Source organism: Duncaniella dubosii (genome assembly GCF_004803915.1).
In the GTDB taxonomy this organism is placed as follows: domain Bacteria; phylum Bacteroidota; class Bacteroidia; order Bacteroidales; family Muribaculaceae; genus Duncaniella; species Duncaniella dubosii.
This window is the reverse complement of sequence record NZ_CP039396.1, coordinates 3,256,300-3,273,668: the sequence shown is the minus strand read 5'-3', so window position 1 is coordinate 3,273,668 and position 17,369 is coordinate 3,256,300. Positions and strand designations below refer to the sequence as shown.

General features: G+C 47.2%; 9 protein-coding genes and 2 pseudogenes. All 11 read left to right on the top strand.

Going from position 1 to position 17,369, the window contains the following annotated elements:
- Positions 1-17: 17 nt before the first annotated feature.
- The gene (locus E7747_RS14505; RefSeq protein ID WP_136416724.1) at positions 18-1,775 is read left to right on the top strand and encodes a RagB/SusD family nutrient uptake outer membrane protein; all 1,758 of its coding nucleotides are present in this window, start codon (positions 18-20) and stop codon (positions 1,773-1,775) included.
- A 31-nt stretch (positions 1,776-1,806) separates the two neighbouring features.
- Positions 1,807-2,883 carry a DUF5627 domain-containing protein gene (locus tag E7747_RS14500; RefSeq protein ID WP_168185363.1) on the top strand — a complete coding sequence of 359 codons (1,077 nt, stop codon included), beginning with the start codon at positions 1,807-1,809 and terminating at the stop codon, positions 2,881-2,883.
- Positions 2,884-2,907: 24 nt separating this feature from the next.
- Positions 2,908-5,037: an endo-1,4-beta-xylanase gene (locus tag E7747_RS14490; RefSeq protein ID WP_228449185.1), complete on the top strand. Its 2,130-nt coding sequence runs from the start codon at positions 2,908-2,910 to the stop codon at positions 5,035-5,037.
- A 165-nt stretch (positions 5,038-5,202) separates the two neighbouring features.
- On the top strand, positions 5,203-7,662 hold the full coding sequence (locus tag E7747_RS14485) for a glycoside hydrolase family 31 protein (protein WP_394366332.1): 2,460 nt from the start codon (positions 5,203-5,205) through the stop codon (positions 7,660-7,662).
- Positions 7,663-7,683: 21 nt separating this feature from the next.
- A complete protein-coding gene (locus tag E7747_RS14480) occupies positions 7,684-9,009 on the top strand; it encodes a glycoside hydrolase family 43 protein (RefSeq protein WP_123615239.1) in 1,326 nt (441 codons plus the stop codon).
- A gap of 5 nt (positions 9,010-9,014) precedes the next feature.
- Complete coding sequence (locus E7747_RS14475; RefSeq protein ID WP_123615238.1) at positions 9,015-10,187, top strand: alpha/beta hydrolase-fold protein; 1,173 nt, start codon at positions 9,015-9,017, stop codon at positions 10,185-10,187.
- Positions 10,177-11,559 carry a glycoside hydrolase family 43 protein gene (locus tag E7747_RS14470; protein ID WP_136416719.1) on the top strand — a complete coding sequence of 461 codons (1,383 nt, stop codon included), beginning with the start codon at positions 10,177-10,179 and terminating at the stop codon, positions 11,557-11,559. Before E7747_RS14475 ends, E7747_RS14470 begins: the two co-directional genes overlap by 11 nt.
- 7 nt (positions 11,560-11,566) lie before the next feature.
- Positions 11,567-13,612, top strand: a complete 2,046-nt coding sequence (locus E7747_RS14465; RefSeq protein ID WP_228449184.1) for a cellulase family glycosylhydrolase — start codon at positions 11,567-11,569, stop codon at positions 13,610-13,612.
- Between the two features lie 16 nt (positions 13,613-13,628).
- Positions 13,629-15,566 (top strand): annotated as a pseudogene (locus E7747_RS14460) (glycoside hydrolase family 97 protein); the annotation flags it as partial.
- Positions 15,561-16,337, top strand: a complete 777-nt coding sequence (locus E7747_RS17105; RefSeq protein ID WP_228449329.1) for a sialate O-acetylesterase — start codon at positions 15,561-15,563, stop codon at positions 16,335-16,337. The pseudogene E7747_RS14460 and the gene E7747_RS17105, both read left to right, overlap by 6 nt.
- A 200-nt stretch (positions 16,338-16,537) precedes the next feature.
- A pseudogene (locus E7747_RS14455) lies at positions 16,538-17,063 on the top strand (AraC family transcriptional regulator); the annotation flags it as partial.
- Positions 17,064-17,369 lie beyond the last annotated feature (306 nt).

Sequence of the window (17,369 nt, the reverse complement as noted above, 5' to 3'; positions counted from 1 at the left end):
CTGAAAACAACGGAATCATGAAAAAAATTCTATTCATAATACCTTTAGCCGCTATGCTCGCAAGTTGCGACGACCTCTTCGAGCCGGCTATAGAAAATAACCTTGGCATTGACCACATGTATAACAATGCCAACTATGCCGAAGGTATTCTTGCTAACGGTTATACCCGTATTCCTATCGCATCATATCCTTTCAGCGAGGTTGCTACAGACGATGCTGTGTCAAACGATGTGGACAATTCTTATCGTAAGATCGCAGCCGGTTCATGGACTTCGGACAACAATCCCTTGGACCGTTGGACAAACTGCAAGTCCGGCATCCAGTATCTCAACATGTTCCTTGAAAGATGTGACAAGGTTCACTGGGCTGACGATGAGTTGGTGTCGCAGATGTTCTGTGACCGCGAGAAGGCCGAGGCCTACGCCCTCCGTGCAATGTTCAACTATTATCTTCTTGAAGCACACGGAGGTTATGCTTCTGATGGAACGCTTCTCGGAGTACCTATCCTTGAGACTGCCGAAACTCAGGCTTCGAATTTCAATGTGCCCCGCAATTCATTTGTAGAGTGTGTCGAGGCTATCCGTGCGGACGCGGAACGCGCTCTTGAAGTGCTTCCGTGGGAATACGGTGACTCGGAATCCATGACCAAGTTGCAGGCCCGTTATTCAGGCGCTGCGATGAGCCAGATTAACCGTGTGTTCGGCAACAATTTCTGCGGACGTATTTCCGGCCGTGTGGTAGAGGCTTTTCTTGCAAAGCTCAATCTGCTTGGTGCAAGCCCCGCTTATGCCGAGGCTTCAGGTATAAGCTGGACTGAGGCTGCTGATGCCGGCGCGAAAGTGCTCGACCGTATCGGAGGAGTCAACGGTCTTGACCCGACCGGCAACACATGGTATTGCAACAAGGCTGACATCGATGCTATTTCGTCATCGTCCATTCCCGCCGAAGTGCTTTGGATGAGCGAGCGTTTGAAGTCCAACAGTCTTGAAAAAGACAATTATCCCCCTTCGCTGTATGGCAGTGGCCGCATCAACCCCACTCAGAATTTTGTCAACGCCTTCCCGATGGCCAACGGCTATCCTATCTCAGAGAGCAAGGGCGGATATGACGCAGCGAATCCTTATGCCGACCGCGATCCGCGTCTGGCCGCATACGTTACTTACAACGGTATGACCTCCGGCCTTTCAAACGGCACTGTGACAACCGCCGTCGACGGAACTAACAATGACGCGCTCAACAAGCTGACCGGCTCGTCGACACGTACAGGCTATTATCTGCGCAAACTGCTCCGTCAGGACATCAGCCTCGATCCAAACGGAACTACCGAAGAGTATCACTACACTCCACGTATCCGCTACACTGAAATGTTCCTTCTTTATGCTGAGGCAGCAAACGAAGCTTGGGGGCCGACCGGCAGCGGTTCACACGGCTATTCTGCCTATGACGTGATTAAAGCAATCCGCCAGCGTGCAGGTATCGGCATCGAGAATGGCGACGAATATCTCGAATCAATCAAGGATGATCAGGATAAGATGCGTGAACTTATCCGCAACGAGCGCCGTATCGAACTCTCATTCGAAGGCCATCGTTTCTGGGATCTGCGCCGCTGGAAATCCGAGCTTAATGAAACTGCAAAAGGCATGAGCATCTCCGGCAGCACCTATAGCGTCATCGATGTCGAGACCCGTAACTACAAGGATTATATGTTCTATGGCCCGATTCCTTATTCAGAGGTGCTTAAATTCAGCGAACTCATTCAGAACAAGGGCTGGTAACGCAACAATTCTAACACTCAAATCAGAAATCATGAAAAAAGTAATATTTTCATTGGTCGGCATGGCTCTTGTGCTATCTTCATGTAAAAATGACAGTCAGGAATTCCCCGACTATATATATCAGACTATCTCTTTCGCTCAGCAGACACCTATACGCACGGTGACTCTCGGTGAGGATGGAGAATATGACACCACACTTGACAATCAGCACATAGTTCAGGTGTGCCCGGTGCTTGGAGGTGTGAATACCAACAAAAAAGACCGTTGGGTTGAGTTCGAAATCGATCCATCGCTGGTTCAGGGCATGAGTTTCTCTGACGGTTCGGAGGTGAAGCTGCTTCCGCAGTCATACTACACTCTTTCTTCCGACAAACGCGTGACCATCAAGAAAGGCAAGGTGCTTGGCTATCTTGATGTGAAACTTGAAGACGCTTTTTTTGCCGATCCCGAGGCTGTCAATACGTGCTATGTGTTACCTGTCCGTCTCACCACGGCTTCCGATTCTATTCTCGAAGGAACTCCGAAAGTAGCCGGAACTACCCCGAGTGTCGTGGATAAAGACCAATGGTCGGTCCAGCCCAAAAACTTTACGCTCTATGCCATCAAATATAAGAATAAATGGCATGGAATCTGGATGAGCAAATGGAGCTGTTCAGGCGAGAATAACGGAGTGTCGTTCTCTAACGAAAGCAAGCCTTCAAACTGGGAGAAAGCCGACCTGCGACAGCTGACATCCAAATCGCTTTCGGAGTCACACTATGCTTTCACACATGCAGTTGCATGTGTCGATGCTTCAGGTGCTACTGTAGAGAAAAACATTTCATGCGATCTCATTCTCAAGGTTGATGACAATGGCAATGTCTCTGTTTCGACCGAGACTCCGGGTTGCACTGCCTCGGGTAATGGAAAGTATACATATCATGGCGCGATAAAGGCGTGGAACAATACAGACCGTGACATGATCGAGGTGACTTACAGTTATACGATTCCTTACGTCGTTAACGAGCAGACCGGTGCTACGGCTGAATATAAGGCTAACATGACCGAGACACTCGTCGCACGTGACCGTCAGAACAGATTAGAGACTTTCAGCTACACACTCCGTTAATCAACCTCAATATTTGATACTGAAATGAAAACAAACCATAAAATATGGCTTTCGCTTCTTGCCGGTGCATCCCTCATGGGATGTGCCGACCAGACCATCGACAACTTCTATGTCGAGAAGCCTGCAAGCATCGCACAATATGAATATCTGAATGCCTACGGAAATCTAAAGGATTATCTGAGTCAGAGAGCGGGAATAAATCCTGATTTCAAGCTCGGAGTCGGTGTCAGTGCATCCGATTATAATAAGTTCGGTCAGGTCTACCGTATCACCAACGCTAACTTCCATCAGATTACCGCCGGAAATGCCATGAAGTATGCCTCGATTGTCGGTGATGACGGTTCGATGGATTTCAGCACTGTCACAGCCTTTGTCGATGCGGCTTCAAAGGCAGGTGTCGAGGTTTATGGCCACACTCTCTGCTGGCACGAGCAGCAGAATGTCAAGTGGCTCAACAGTCTTATCGCCGACAAGGAACTTGATATCGACCCCAATGAGAAACTCGAAGTGGAGGACGCTATCCACGAGTTCAAGAATGATGCGAAATTCCCTTTCTATGTGATGGGCTATGAACCACAGATTGTCGACGGAATTCTAACTGTCCCTGAATATCCGGGAGAATGGTATCAGTTCTTTGTTATGGACGGCCTCTCCACCGTGCCGGGCCGAACATACAAGGTTACGGCAAAGGTGAAGGGTAGCAAGGCTGGTTCTATGAACGTGCAATTAGGCAACTGGGGTGCGACGCTCGAGAAACAAATGGAATTTTCTGATGACTGGGCTGAATGTTCGGTCACGATAGACGGAGTAACGACAGAGAGCAGTTTTGTGATTTTCCAGCCCGGCACCTACGACGGCAAACTTGAAATCGAGTGGGTTAAGCTGTCACATCATGAAAGTCCTGCCGTCGAGGTGGAGAGTGAGGTCACCTTCAAGACCTATACCGACGGTCCCTTCCCCTTCTTTGCGATGGGTTGCGAGCCTCCGGTTATCAATGGTTGCATCCACTTTGTCCCGACAGGCGACTGGTCGCAGTTCTTTATCCTTCCTGGTGGTGAGAATCCTCTGACCGAGGGTGACTATGTGCTCTATCTCGATATCACGGCGTCCAAGAATGCCGAGGGTGTCGAGCTCACAATGCAGAACGGATGGGGCGACGATGCTCAGAATCTCTCTGTGCCTGTTCCCATTTCTGCTGGAGACAATGTTGTCCGTCTGAAATTCTCGGGCGTCACCGGAGGCAACTATGACGTGATTCTCAAGCCTCAGACCACCGACGCTACCCTTGATGTTCGTTCCGTAAAAGTATGCAAGGTGGAGAAACTCAACAAGATTCCCGTAACTCCCGAAGAGAAGGCTGAAATCCTCACTGCAGAGATGGAACGCTGGATCAAGGGTATGATGGAGGCTACAGCCGGTCAGGTAAAGGCCTGGGACGTTGTCAACGAGGCTATCTCGGGCGGTCCGTGGGGTCAGCGCTACGATCTTCAGCATGCCGCTACCGGATCTGGCGACCAGTCCAACAAGTTCTACTGGCAGGATTATCTGGGAGATAATTTCGTCCGCATTCCGGTGAAGTTTGCCCGTAAGTATTTTGCAGAGAACGGTGGTAACCCCGAAGAACTCAAGCTTTTCATCAACGACTATAACCTTGAATCAGACTGGGACGACAACCAGAAGCTCAAGAGCCTCATCCAGTGGATTGAGCAATGGGAATCGGACGGCGAGACGAAGATTGACGGCATCGGGTCGCAGATGCACATCAAATGCTATATGAATCCTGAGACTCAGGCAAGCAATGAACAACATGTGGTCAAGATGTTTGAGCTTATGGCCGCAACAGGCAAGCTTGTGCGTATCACAGAACTTGACATGGGACTCTGTGACGAGAACGGCAACACTGTCAAGACAGAAGATGTTACTTTCGAACAGCATCAGGCAATGGCCAGGTTCTATAAGTTCGTAATCGACAAATATTTCGAAATAGTCCCGCTCTCACAGCAGTATGGTATCTGTCAGTGGGCTCAGACCGACAGCCCTGAAGGTTCAGGATGGCGTCCGGGAGAACCTATCGGACTTTGGGATCTGAACTATAGCCGCAAGCCGGCCTATGGAGGTTTTGCCGACGGACTTGCTGGAAAAAGTCAGGACTAAATTTTCGGACAGTTTCCGACATTGTACATAATTAGGTAGAAGGGACCAATATTTATTTGGTCGATTCACCGTCGGGAGGCTCTGTGCACTTCCCTCCCGACGGTGAATTTTTAGTTAAAACGTTTTCTTATAGTTTCCAATCATTAATAATCGAATATCATGTCAATGAACAATCGCAATGTCATTACTACAATCTTGTCGACATTTGTTTCGGTCGGAGCATCAGTATGTGTTGCTTCTGATTTTACTATTGAAAACCACGGAATTGCAACAGAAGTGAACGGAAATGAAATATCACTGCAATTCTACACGCCATCTACGGTTCGCGTAATAAAAAATTCGGTTGGCACTAAGGTGGAAAAACAGAGCCTTAGCGTGGTGTCGACCCCCGGAAATGTAAAATTCAATGCCCGCCAATCGGGAAAATATATAACAGTCAAGTCCGATTCCATAACTGTAACTATTGACACTGCTTCCGGCAAGATCTCATTCCTTTCCCCGGACGGCAAGAAGTTGCTTCGGGAGGGTGATAATGTAAGTTTTACTCCTGTCGATGATGCCGGTGAGGCATCGTTCAAGGTTCGTCAGGATTTCTGTCTTGATGCCGATGAACCTATCTACGGATTCGGCAATCTTGAAAACGGACGGCTGTCACAGCGAGGCTTGAAACGCACGCTTATGCCCGGAAATATAGAGGATGGTATACCTGTCTTTGTTTCGGTGAAGGGCTACGGTGTGTATTGGGACAATTATTCACCGACAACATTTGTCGATGACAAGGATGTGTCATATTTCGAATCGGAAGTCGGCGACTGTGTCGATTACTATTTCATGTATGGGAAAAATGCCGACGGTGTTATTGGTGAGATGAGAAGGCTTTCAGGAGAAGTCCCGATGTTTCCGCTGTGGACCTACGGATTCTGGCAGAGCCGTGAGCGCTATAAGAGTCAGGATGAAATCGTGGAGGTCGTAAACAAATATCGTGCGCTTGGTGTGCCTCTCGACGGTATAATTCAGGACTGGCAATACTGGGGTAACAACTATCTGTGGAATGCCATGGAATTTATGAATCCTGAATTTAACAATGCACAAAAAATGGTTGACGACATCCATGCGAATAATGCCAAGGTGATAATATCGATATGGTCGTCATTCGGACCGTCCACACGTCCCTATAAGGAACTTGATTCAAAAAACATGCTGTTCGATTTCTCTACATGGCCTCAGTCGGGAATAGCGGAGCAGTGGCCTCCTCGCATGGACTATCCTTCGGGTGTGAGAGTCTATGACGCATATCATCCTGAGGCGCGCGATATTTATTGGAATCATCTCAAACGCCTCTATGACCACGACATGGATGGCTGGTGGATGGATTCGACCGAGCCTGACCACCTTGATTTCAAAGCAGAGGACATGGATACCAAGACCTATCTTGGGTCGTTTCGAAAAGTGCGCTGCGCTTATCCATTGCTGACAGTGGGCGGGGTTTACGATCATCAGCGCAAGGAATCCGACAGGAAGCGTGTGTTTATTCTCACCCGTTCCGGATTTTTTGGGCAGCAGCGCTATGGATGTAACGTGTGGACAGGAGACGTTGCCTCGACTTGGGAGACATTGCGCAACCAGATTCCGGCTCTTCTCAATTTTACACTCACTGGCAATCCGAATTCAAATTCCGACATAGGCGGTTTCTTTGCCGGCGCATATAACAAGAGCTATGGCGACAATTCGGCCGTGAAGAATCCTCAGTTTCAGGAGCTGTTTGTAAGGTGGATGCAGTTTGGTGCGTTTACTCCGATGATGCGTTCCCACGGCGCTGACATCAAGCGTGAGATCTACTATTTCGGTAACCGTGGCGAGACTGTGTTTGACGCTGTTGAGGATGCGATAAAACTTCGTTACAGCCTGCTTCCATACATCTATTCGACATCATGGGATGTCAGCAGACACAATTCAAGTTTTATGCGTCCGCTGATGATGGATTTCCCGAAAGACAGAAATGGCTGGGATTGTGGCGACCAGTTTATGTTTGGCCGTAATATCCTTGTAGCCCCGGTGGTAAAAGCCAATTATACATCTGAAAAGATAATTGATATTGACGAGAATACTGGCTGGAACCGTCAGGAGAATGCAGGAAACGATGCTGTCGCCGAGATGGATTTCATGACTCCTGTCAATACGGATATATATCTTCCGGCCGGAACATCTTGGTGGGATTTCGAGACTAATGAAATTTATAAAGGAGGAAAGAAAATCGTGAAGCCGACAACCATCAAGACATTGCCTCTTTTTGTAAAGGCAGGATCTATCTTGCCGATTGGCCCTGATGTCCAGTATGCTACTGAAAAGTCATGGGATGATCTTGAAATTCGCGTATATCCCGGTGCTGACGGAGAGTTTACGCTCTATGAAGACGAGTTTGATAACTACAATTATGAAAAAGGCTCTTACTCGACCATCGGATTTTCGTGGAACGACAAGACTCGTACACTGACCGTTGCAGACCGTCAGGGCGAATATCAGGGAATGCTGTCAAACCGTACATTCAAGGTTGTGGTAGCTGATAAAAAATCCAAGATTGTAAATGTGTCATATAACGGCTCAGTGACAACAGTTAAGCTATAACATCTCAATAATTGAAACTATATGAAAAAATTTTTAGCAATATCGCTTTTTTCTTTCGGACTGATGGCCAATGCGTCCGAGCAGTTGCCAATAATACAGACAAAATATAATGCAGACCCTGCACCGATGGTTCACAATGACACCATATTTCTCTATACATCCCATGACGAGGATGACGCTCATGGATATGGTTTCAAAATGCAGGACTGGTTGCTATATTCATCGACAGATATGGTCAACTGGACCGAGCACGGTGCGGTTGCTTCATTGAAGGATTTCAGCTGGGTTAATAAGGACAACGGAGCATGGGCCATTCAGGTCGTGGAGAGAAACGGGAAGTTCTATATGTATTGTCCGATTCACGGTAACGGCATAGGTGTGTTGGTCGCAGATTCTCCATACGGGCCGTTTAAAGACCCTATCGGCAAGCCTCTTGTGTGGCAGAAAGAGCATTGGGATGACATAGACCCTACAGTCATGATTGATGATGACGGACAGGCATACATGTATTGGGGAAATCCCAATCTCTATTATGTCAGGCTTAATGATGATATGATTTCATATTCAGGCGATATCCATAAATTTGATAGTGCGCCTGAACACTATCAGGAAGGACCGTGGCTCTACAAGCGCGGAGACCTTTATTATCTTGCATTTGCCTCGACATGTTGCCCCGAAGGAATAGGCTATGCCATGAGCAACCGTCCGACAGGTCCTTGGGAAAGCAAGGGTTATATCATGAGGCCGACAGAACGTACGCGCGGCAATCATCCGGGGATTGCAGACTATAAGGGAAAGACCTACGTGTTTGGTCACAGCTATGACATACTCCGTCTTGAAACTCCCGATCATCACGAACGTCGCTCGGTCAATGCCGCAGAAATGGAATATAATGCAGACGGGACAATCAAGGAAGTTCCATACTGGAAAGACATCGAGCTGAAACAAATAGAGCCGTTCAACCCGTTCCGTAAGGTTGAGGCCGAGACGATGGCATGGGGATTCGGCCTGAAAACCCGTCCATGTGGAGCGAGAAACATGATTGTGACGAATATTGACAACGGGGAATACATCTGTCTACGTGGAGTTGATTTCGGAAAGAAAGGAGCAAAGAAGTTTTTAGCAAGCGTCGCGTCGACGAAAAACGGTTCGCGCATTAAAGTGAGAATTGATTCCAAAGATGGCGCTGTGATCGGTATTCTGCCGGTTGATTCAACTGGTTCGGACGACAGTTACTCACTGCTTTCATGTAAACTTGAGAAGGTGAAAGGTGTTCATGACCTCTATTTCACTTTTGAGGGCGACGGAGACGATTTGTTTAATTTTGATTACTGGGAATTAAAATAGAAGTTATGAAGACAATCATTTCAGCATTCTTGCTTTTCGTATCAGGAATATCCGCAGTCCCGGCCTATGGCGTGGATTCAGAGTCGTTCGTGGCTCAGACCAATATTCCACAGGCATCTTATCCGAGAGTCGACAGTCGGAATCGTGCCCATTTCAGGATTCATGCGCCGGAGGCAAATGATGTCAAAGTCGATATATGCGGACATAAATATGACATGAAACGTGGTGAGGATGGTCATTGGACTGTGGTCACATCACCTCTTGTAGTCGGTTTTCACTACTATTTCATCGTTGTCGACGGTGTGAGTGTCATTGATCCTTCGAGTGAGGCGTTCTACGGATGCGGACGTATGGCCGGAGGTATAGAAATTCCTGAAGATACGGCTGTGTCCGCCTATTATACATTTGATAGGAATATACCTCATGGGCAGGTGCGCGAATGCCGCTACTATTCTGAAATTGAAAATTCTGACCGCCGTTGCTTCGTATATACTCCTGCCGAATATGAGACTGAACCGTCGCGACGTTATCCCGTGCTGTATCTTCAGCATGGGATGGGGGAGGATGAACGCGGATGGCATCAGCAGGGAAAGATGGCAAACATTCTGGACAACCAGATTGCGTCGGGCAAGTGTGTCCCCATGATTGTGGTGATGGACTATGGAAACTGCGGTTATATTTTCGGCGCACGTCCCGGCGAGACCCGCGATGAATTCGGAGCATCGTTCACTCCGATAATGCTAAATGAGCTTATTCCCTTTGTCGAAAAAACATTCCGGACGCTTACCGACCGCGACAACAGGGCTATGGCCGGGCTATCGTGGGGAGGTCATGAGACTTTTCAGACGACTCTTCGCAATCTTGACAAGTTTTCCCATATCGGAGCTTTCAGCGGTGCTCTCTTCTTCCTCTCAGACGGACTTGAAAATGCTTATGACGGAATTTTTAACGATGCGGAAAAATTTAACTCGCGTGTCCATACCTTTTTCCTCGGTATGGGGACAGAAGAAAATTTCGGAAGTGACAAAATCAGCGAAGCATTGACCGAAGCCGGGATAAAACATACATATTATTCATCAGAAGGGACACATCACGAATGGCTGACATGGCGCAGATGTCTTAATGAGTTCCTTCCTCTGATTTTCAAACAGAAAGACGATGTAGCGTATGAGAATTAACAATATTAAGATTGCATCCGTGCTGTTTATCGCATCATTGCCACCATTGGTGGCAAATGCGATAAATCCGGTCGTACAGACTAATTTTACGACCGATCCCGCACCGATGGTGCATAATGATACCCTTTATGTCTATACCGGTCATGATGAAGATGGTGCTGATTTCTTCTGGATGCAGGAATGGAGGGTCTATTCCACTACGGATATGGTCAATTGGACCGATCATGGTTCTCCGCTTGCCATAGAGGATTTCAAATGGGCCGATGACCGTGCGTGGGCTCCTCAGTGCATCGAGCGCGACGGCAAGTTTTATTTCTATGTCCCTCTCCATTCCAGATTGTCGGGTGCTATGGCTATTGGTGTGGCCGTTGGCGATTCGCCTTTAGGACCGTTTAAAGATGCGATAGGCCGACCGCTTGTCGATGGTAGCTGGGATTACATTGATCCTACGGTCTTTGTCGACGATGACGGACAGGCATATCTCTACTGGGGAAATCCGGAGATTTATTATGTGAAACTTAACAAGGATATGATTTCGTTTGACGGAGATGTCCATAAAGTCCAACAGACGATAGACGGATTTGGCGCTCCCGGCCCGAAGGAAAGGGTTAAGGATGGTGTATATAAGGATTTTTACACTGAAGGTCCATGGTTTTATAAACGTAACGGCAAATATTATCTCCTGTATGCGGCCGGAGGCGTTCCGGAACATATCGCTTACTCAATGAGTGATACTCCTGTCGGCCCGTGGAAGTACATGGGTGAGATTATGCCGCTTTCCGACACCGGTTCGTTTACAAACCATGCCGGAGTAGTCGATTATAAAGGAAAGTCATATTTCTTCTATCACACAGGAAAACTTCCACATGGAGGCGGATTCGGGCGAAGTGTTGCTGTCGAGGAATTCAGTTATAATCCTGACGGAACTTTCCCTACTATAATGCCGACCGATAGCGGAGTTCCGGCGATTGCTACATTCAATCCTTATAAGCGTAATGAAGCTGAGACCATGGCTTGGTCGGAGGGCATAAAAGTAGAGCCAAATTCCAAAACCGGCGTTTATGTCTCGGATGTCCACGACGGGGACTATATCCGTCTGTCGAATGTCGATTTCGGCAGTGGAGGCCCGCGAACATTTTGCGCGTCTGTAGCAAGTGCCCTGCGTGGGGGGACTCTTGAAGTCCGTCTTGATAAAAAGGATGGAGAGCTTGTCGCTTCGCTCGATGTCCCCGGCACCGGCGGATGGGAAGAATGGAGGATTCTTGAGACTCCGGCTCTGATGGAGATACATGGGGTACACGATATCTACCTTGTGTTCAAAGGGCGCAAAGGGCCTAAACTGTTCAATATTGATTACTGGCAATTCAAATAGAAATATCATGATCGGACTACGCAAATTATTGACAGCCGTAATGGCGACGTGTGGATTGGTTGCGGTTGCATGGCCGGGAATGGACATGCCCGTTCTGCATGTCGATGGGCGTTATCTGAAAGATGATGCCGGCAACGTTGTGAATCTCCACGGTTTTGCTCAGACTTATAGCCCTTGGTTTAATGAACGTGGAACCAAGTGGAACAATTATGATGTCAACGGATGTCTTGAATATAATAAAAAGAAGATTGATGAGCTTCTTGAAGCCGGATGGAAAATGAATTTTGTCCGTATCCACATGGATCCCTACTGGTCGAATACTCCCGGAGTGAGTACGACGGGCGAAAACGACATATCGGCTTTTGATTTCAACCGTTTCCGTACATATCTTTCGCAGGTGTTCATTCCTATGGCTGAATATGCCGTTTCGAAAGGGCTGTATGTTGTTATGCGGCCTCCGGGCGTATGTCCTGAAAAAATAGAAATAGGGGATGCTTATCATAAATATCTCAAGCGGGTGTGGGGATATGTCTCGACACAATCGAGATTGACTGATAATCCGCACATAATGTTTGAACTTGCCAATGAGCCGGTTCAGATTATGGATAATGACGGACAATTCGGTTCGAATACCGACGGATGTTTTAAGAATCTGACAGCTTATTTTCAGGAAATAGTAGATTTGATGCGTGGAAATGGCTGTGACAATATACTCTGGATTCCCGGTACGGGTTATCAGTCGCAATATGCAGGTTTTGCCCGATATCCTGTTACGGGTGACAATATCGGCTATGCTGTCCACGTCTATCCGGGATGGTATGGCAGTGATGCCATTGAACCGAGCCATGAGCTTGGCGGTAGTTATGGCGGTGGTTTCAACGCATTTGCTGCCGGTTGGGCATCCCAGATAAAGCCGGTTGCGGATTTTGCACCAGTTATGGTCACCGAGATGGACTGGGCACCGTCGAAATATGATGCCTCATGGGGTAAAAGTATCACCGGCAAAATGTTTGGTGAAGGTTTTGGCGCTAATTTCAAACTTCTTGCCGATAATACCGGCAACGTTAGCTGGCTTATCTTTTCCGGATGTGAGCTGCTTGCAGCATTTAAGGACGAGCCGGGTGAACGCAATACGGTGCTCAATGATTCCGAGGCATGTCTGTGGCCTGTGTATCATTGGTATAAGGATTATGCAGGAGAGAAAGATCCCTCAGAAGATTTTTGTCTTGAATTCTCGGTAAGGAAAGTAGGTGACGAATATGTTGTCATGCCCGGAAATTCAATATTTATGGCTCTGATATCAGATTCCGGCAACGGCTATCAGATGAACCGGCATGCGGAATTTGACGTCACGGTCAAAGATCCGGATGTGGTTGAGTGGTCTGACGGTGTGTTCACGGCTCATGCTCCCGGTCTTACAGATGTTGAAATAGGATATACCGTGGCCGGGAATGACGAGTCAGTGTCGGTAAAGTTCAATTCCACATTTTTCCCTTTCATCAATGGCTATCTGAATCCGTCAATCTGGGAAGAAGGCACATTTGATGAGAATACCTGTACAATCAAAACAGGTAAGTATGGTTTTGCCGGTTGGAAATATTCTGCGGGAATTGATTTGTCGTCCTATCGTTATCTGATTGCTGAGATGGAAGGAGGCAATCAGGCCGCTGTCTCGTTTAGAGTATTCGATCAGGATAATTACTGGACTGACCCGGCGGTCGCTGATTTCGGTAATAGGACTAAGGCGGTGCTTGATCTTGCAAATCTGAAATCTGATAGCGGACGGCTACTTGATCCGTCGCACATATTCATCGTCGGCTTCTGGTCGCTCGGCAATACACCTTTTAGAGTTAAAAAAGTTTATCTGAGTGACAATCCTGATGGAGAATCTGCACTTGACGAAATTACTTTTTCTCCATCGGAGCGGTCTGTCGATGTCTATAATATTCAGGGAATGAGGCTAAAGACACAGGTCTCTACGTCTGTTGCTTTAAATGGATTGCCCGAAGGTCTGTATATCGTGGATGGAAAGAAAATAGTTGTAAAACGGTAAGAAAAAATATTCATATATGAAAAATAATCTGATTGTATGCTCGCTTATGATGATTCCGGCCATGTCGGTGGCTGCGGAATTTTCGATAGCAAGTCCCGATGGAAAAACAGTTGTCGAAGTAAACGATAATAATGGTCAGCCGGCGTATGCAATTTCGTTTGATGGCAAACCATTCATCGTAGCCTCTCCACTTGGCCTCAGGACGAATCTTGGCGATTATTCAAAAAATCTGCATCTGAGTTCTGCCACTGAAATAACCAATGTGTCCGATTCATATTCTTTGCCAAATATAAAGAAAAGCCGTGTGGACTACAGGGCTAACAGACAGGAATTCACATTTTCCAAGGATGGCAAACAGATATTCGATGTGATTTTTGAAGTAAGTGACAACAATGTCGCTTTCCGCTACCGTCTGCATCCGCAGGGCGAGACACTTTGCTGCATAGTGGAGTCGGAGGCCACAGGTTTTACCATGCCTGAAGGGACGACGACATTCCTTTGTCCGCAAAGTGCGCCGATGGGAGGATTCGCACGGACATCTCCAAGTTATGAAACCTCTTATACAACTGATGATTCCATCGGGAAAAACGGGTGGGGAAACGGTTACACTTTCCCATGTCTGTTTCGCAATGGAGATAACGGATGGATTCTTATTTCAGAGACCGGTGTAGCCGGTGACTACTGCGGATCGCATATTGTTGGTGATAAGGATGGCTCCTATACTATTGCCTATCCTCAGGATGGTGAGATGAACGGGTGGGGCTCGACATCGGCCTCGGTAGCGCTGCCCGGGATGACTCCGTGGCGCACAGTCACTGTCGGGAATGACCTTGGGCCGATAGTTGAAACCACGATTCCGTTTGATGTGGTGAGACCTCTCTATGAGCCGTCTAAAAATTATGAATACAGCCGCGGGACATGGAGCTGGATTATAAAGATGGATGAAAGCTGTAATTTTGACGAACAGAAACGTTATATTGATTTCGCTGCGGCAATGGGCTATGAGACTGTGCTGGTCGATGCGCTTTGGGACAGGCAGATCGGTTATGACAGGATTGAAGAACTTGCACGCTATGGTAAATCAAAAGGTGTTGACTTATATCTTTGGTACAATTCAAACGGTAATTGGAATGATGCGCCTCAAGGACCACGCGGAATCATGAACGATATTGTGAAACGCCGGAAGGATATGGCGTGGATGCAAAAGATAGGTGTCCGTGGAATAAAGGTCGATTTCTTCGGCGGTGACAAACAGGAGACAATGCGGCTCTATCATGATATTCTTGCCGATGCCAATGACTATGGTCTGCTCGTGGTGTTTCATGGATGTACGCTTCCGCGAGGGTGGGAACGCATGTATCCCAACTATGCTGCCAGTGAAGCGGTATTGGCAAGTGAAAATCTTCATTTCTCGCAGGGCAGCTGTGATGCCGAGGCGTTTAATGCCTGCCTGCATCCTTTCATCCGCAACACGGTCGGTAGTATGGATTTCGGCGGAAGCGCACTCAATAGCTATTATAGTGCAGACAATAGTCCGAAAGGATCACGGCGTATGACTTCCGATGTTTTCGCCCTTGCTACAGCAGTGCTTTTTCAAAGCCCGGTGCAACATTTCGCACTCGCACCGAACAACCTCGAAGATGCTCCTGAATGGGCTATTGAATTTATGAAAAATGTACCTGTCACATGGGATGAGACTCGTTTTATAGAAGGCTATCCGGGAAAATACATTGTTTTGGCCCGTAGGCATGGATCTTCATGGTATATTGTCGGTGTGAATGCAGGTGAAGAGAAGATTAAACTGACTGTAGAGATTCCTGAAAGTATGAATCGTGTGCCATTGACACTTTACAGTGATGATGATAATCTGTCCGGGAAGAAACAGGATTTACGTCCTGATAATAAGGGAAAGGTAAAAGTGGTGATTCCTCGCAACGGAGCGTTTGTCATTACAAATCGTCCTGATCCTGATTTCCATGTATATCTCTGTTTCGGTCAGTCGAACATGGAGGGAGCAGCCGCGTATGAGGCTCAGGATACAATAGGGGGCGATTCAAGATTTTTGATGATGCCGGCTGTCGATATGCCTGAAAAATCGAGGACGAAAGGCCGGTGGTGTCAGGCTTTGCCTCCGCTCGTCAGAAGTACCACAGGTCTTACCCCGATTGATTATTTCGGGCGTGAGATGGTAAAAGCTCTCCCGGAGAAAGTAAGGGTAGGGGTTGTCAATGTCGCTGTCGGTGGCTGCCGGATTGAACTGTTTGACACGGATTCGTGTGCCTCACATATAATGTCACAGCCTGATTGGTTGAAAAATACAGTGAAAGCGTATGATGATAACCCTTACAAACGGCTCTTGACGATGGCCCGTGAGGCACAAAGGGCAGGTATCATAAAAGGAGTTCTTATCCATCAGGGAGAATCGAATACCAATGACAGAGAATGGCCTTTGAAGGTAAGAAAGATCTATGAGCGTCTTATCTCGGATCTCGGACTTGAGAAGGATAAGATGATATTGGTCGCAGGTGAAATGCTTTCGGAAGAAGAAGGTGGAATATGCTCCTCGATGAATGCTATTGTTAATACATTGCCTGATGTGATACCGAACAGTCGTATTGTGTCGTCAAAAGGTTGTAAAGGAGCTCCCGACGGACTTCATTTCACGGCTGAGGGTTATCGCGAATTAGGCCGCCGCTATGCGGAAGCTGTCTTGTCAAGGCCCTGAATAGATTTATAAGGTTGCTCTCTCCATTGAATAATATCAATGGTTGGAACACAAATAAAAAAGTTTCCGCGTGGATTGAACGTGGAAACTTTTTTATTATGTAACGTGGCATCAGTAGTAAAGTAAAATTAAAAATGAGCCTCTCAACAAACTGCATAAAGATTTTTAGAGCTATCTTTGCGGTCTAAATTCATGCTGATATGGAAAAACTGGATGTATTTGATTGCTCAAGCACCTTTATAGCGAGTTATTTTACGGATGACCGTGGCTGTGCCCACTGCAACCGCGAGCATACTCTCATATATATTCATTCAGGCGAACTGGAAATTACCGACAGCGGACGTAAGACTATACTTCGATCCCGGCGATTGCGCTTTTATGAGGCGCGATAACAGGATGTGGCTTCAGAAGCGTGTCAAAGATGGCAGACCGTACCGTTCAGTCGTGATGAAGTTCTCCCGAGATTATCTGAAAGAGTTTTTCCACACTCTGAACCGCAAGGACATACCGGCAGATGCACGGCGGGAGAAGAGAAGCCTTGTGAAATTTCCTACAAACCGTCTGGATGTGCGAAGTCTATTTGAATCGCTTGTTCCTTACTTTGATGCCGGTGTCTCGCCGGATGAGGATATATTGAAAATGAAGATGGCGGAAGGAATGTTTGCCATTCTTAAAACCGATGAAAACTTGTATGCCTCGCTGTTTGATTTTGTCGAGCCGTGGAAAAGAGTACGAGCGGATATTTTTTTGACTCATCGATATTCTTTGGCGTAAACAGTGTATACTGCATTGTCTTCCCGGTTGTGGCATCAGTGTATTCAAACTGTTTGAATTGCGGTACTTCCGATTTTATCATAGCCTGAAGCGTGGCATCTCCGCTTTTGTCAATTACCGGTCCGCCACCGGGTTTCCCTCCTTTACGTTCCTTTGAAGATTGTATATCAGCTGCCGAAGTCTGTTTTTCGGATTTTTGCGTGCATCCAGTCAATGGTGCGCTGACCGTAAGTGCGGATATGGAGATTACCGCATAGC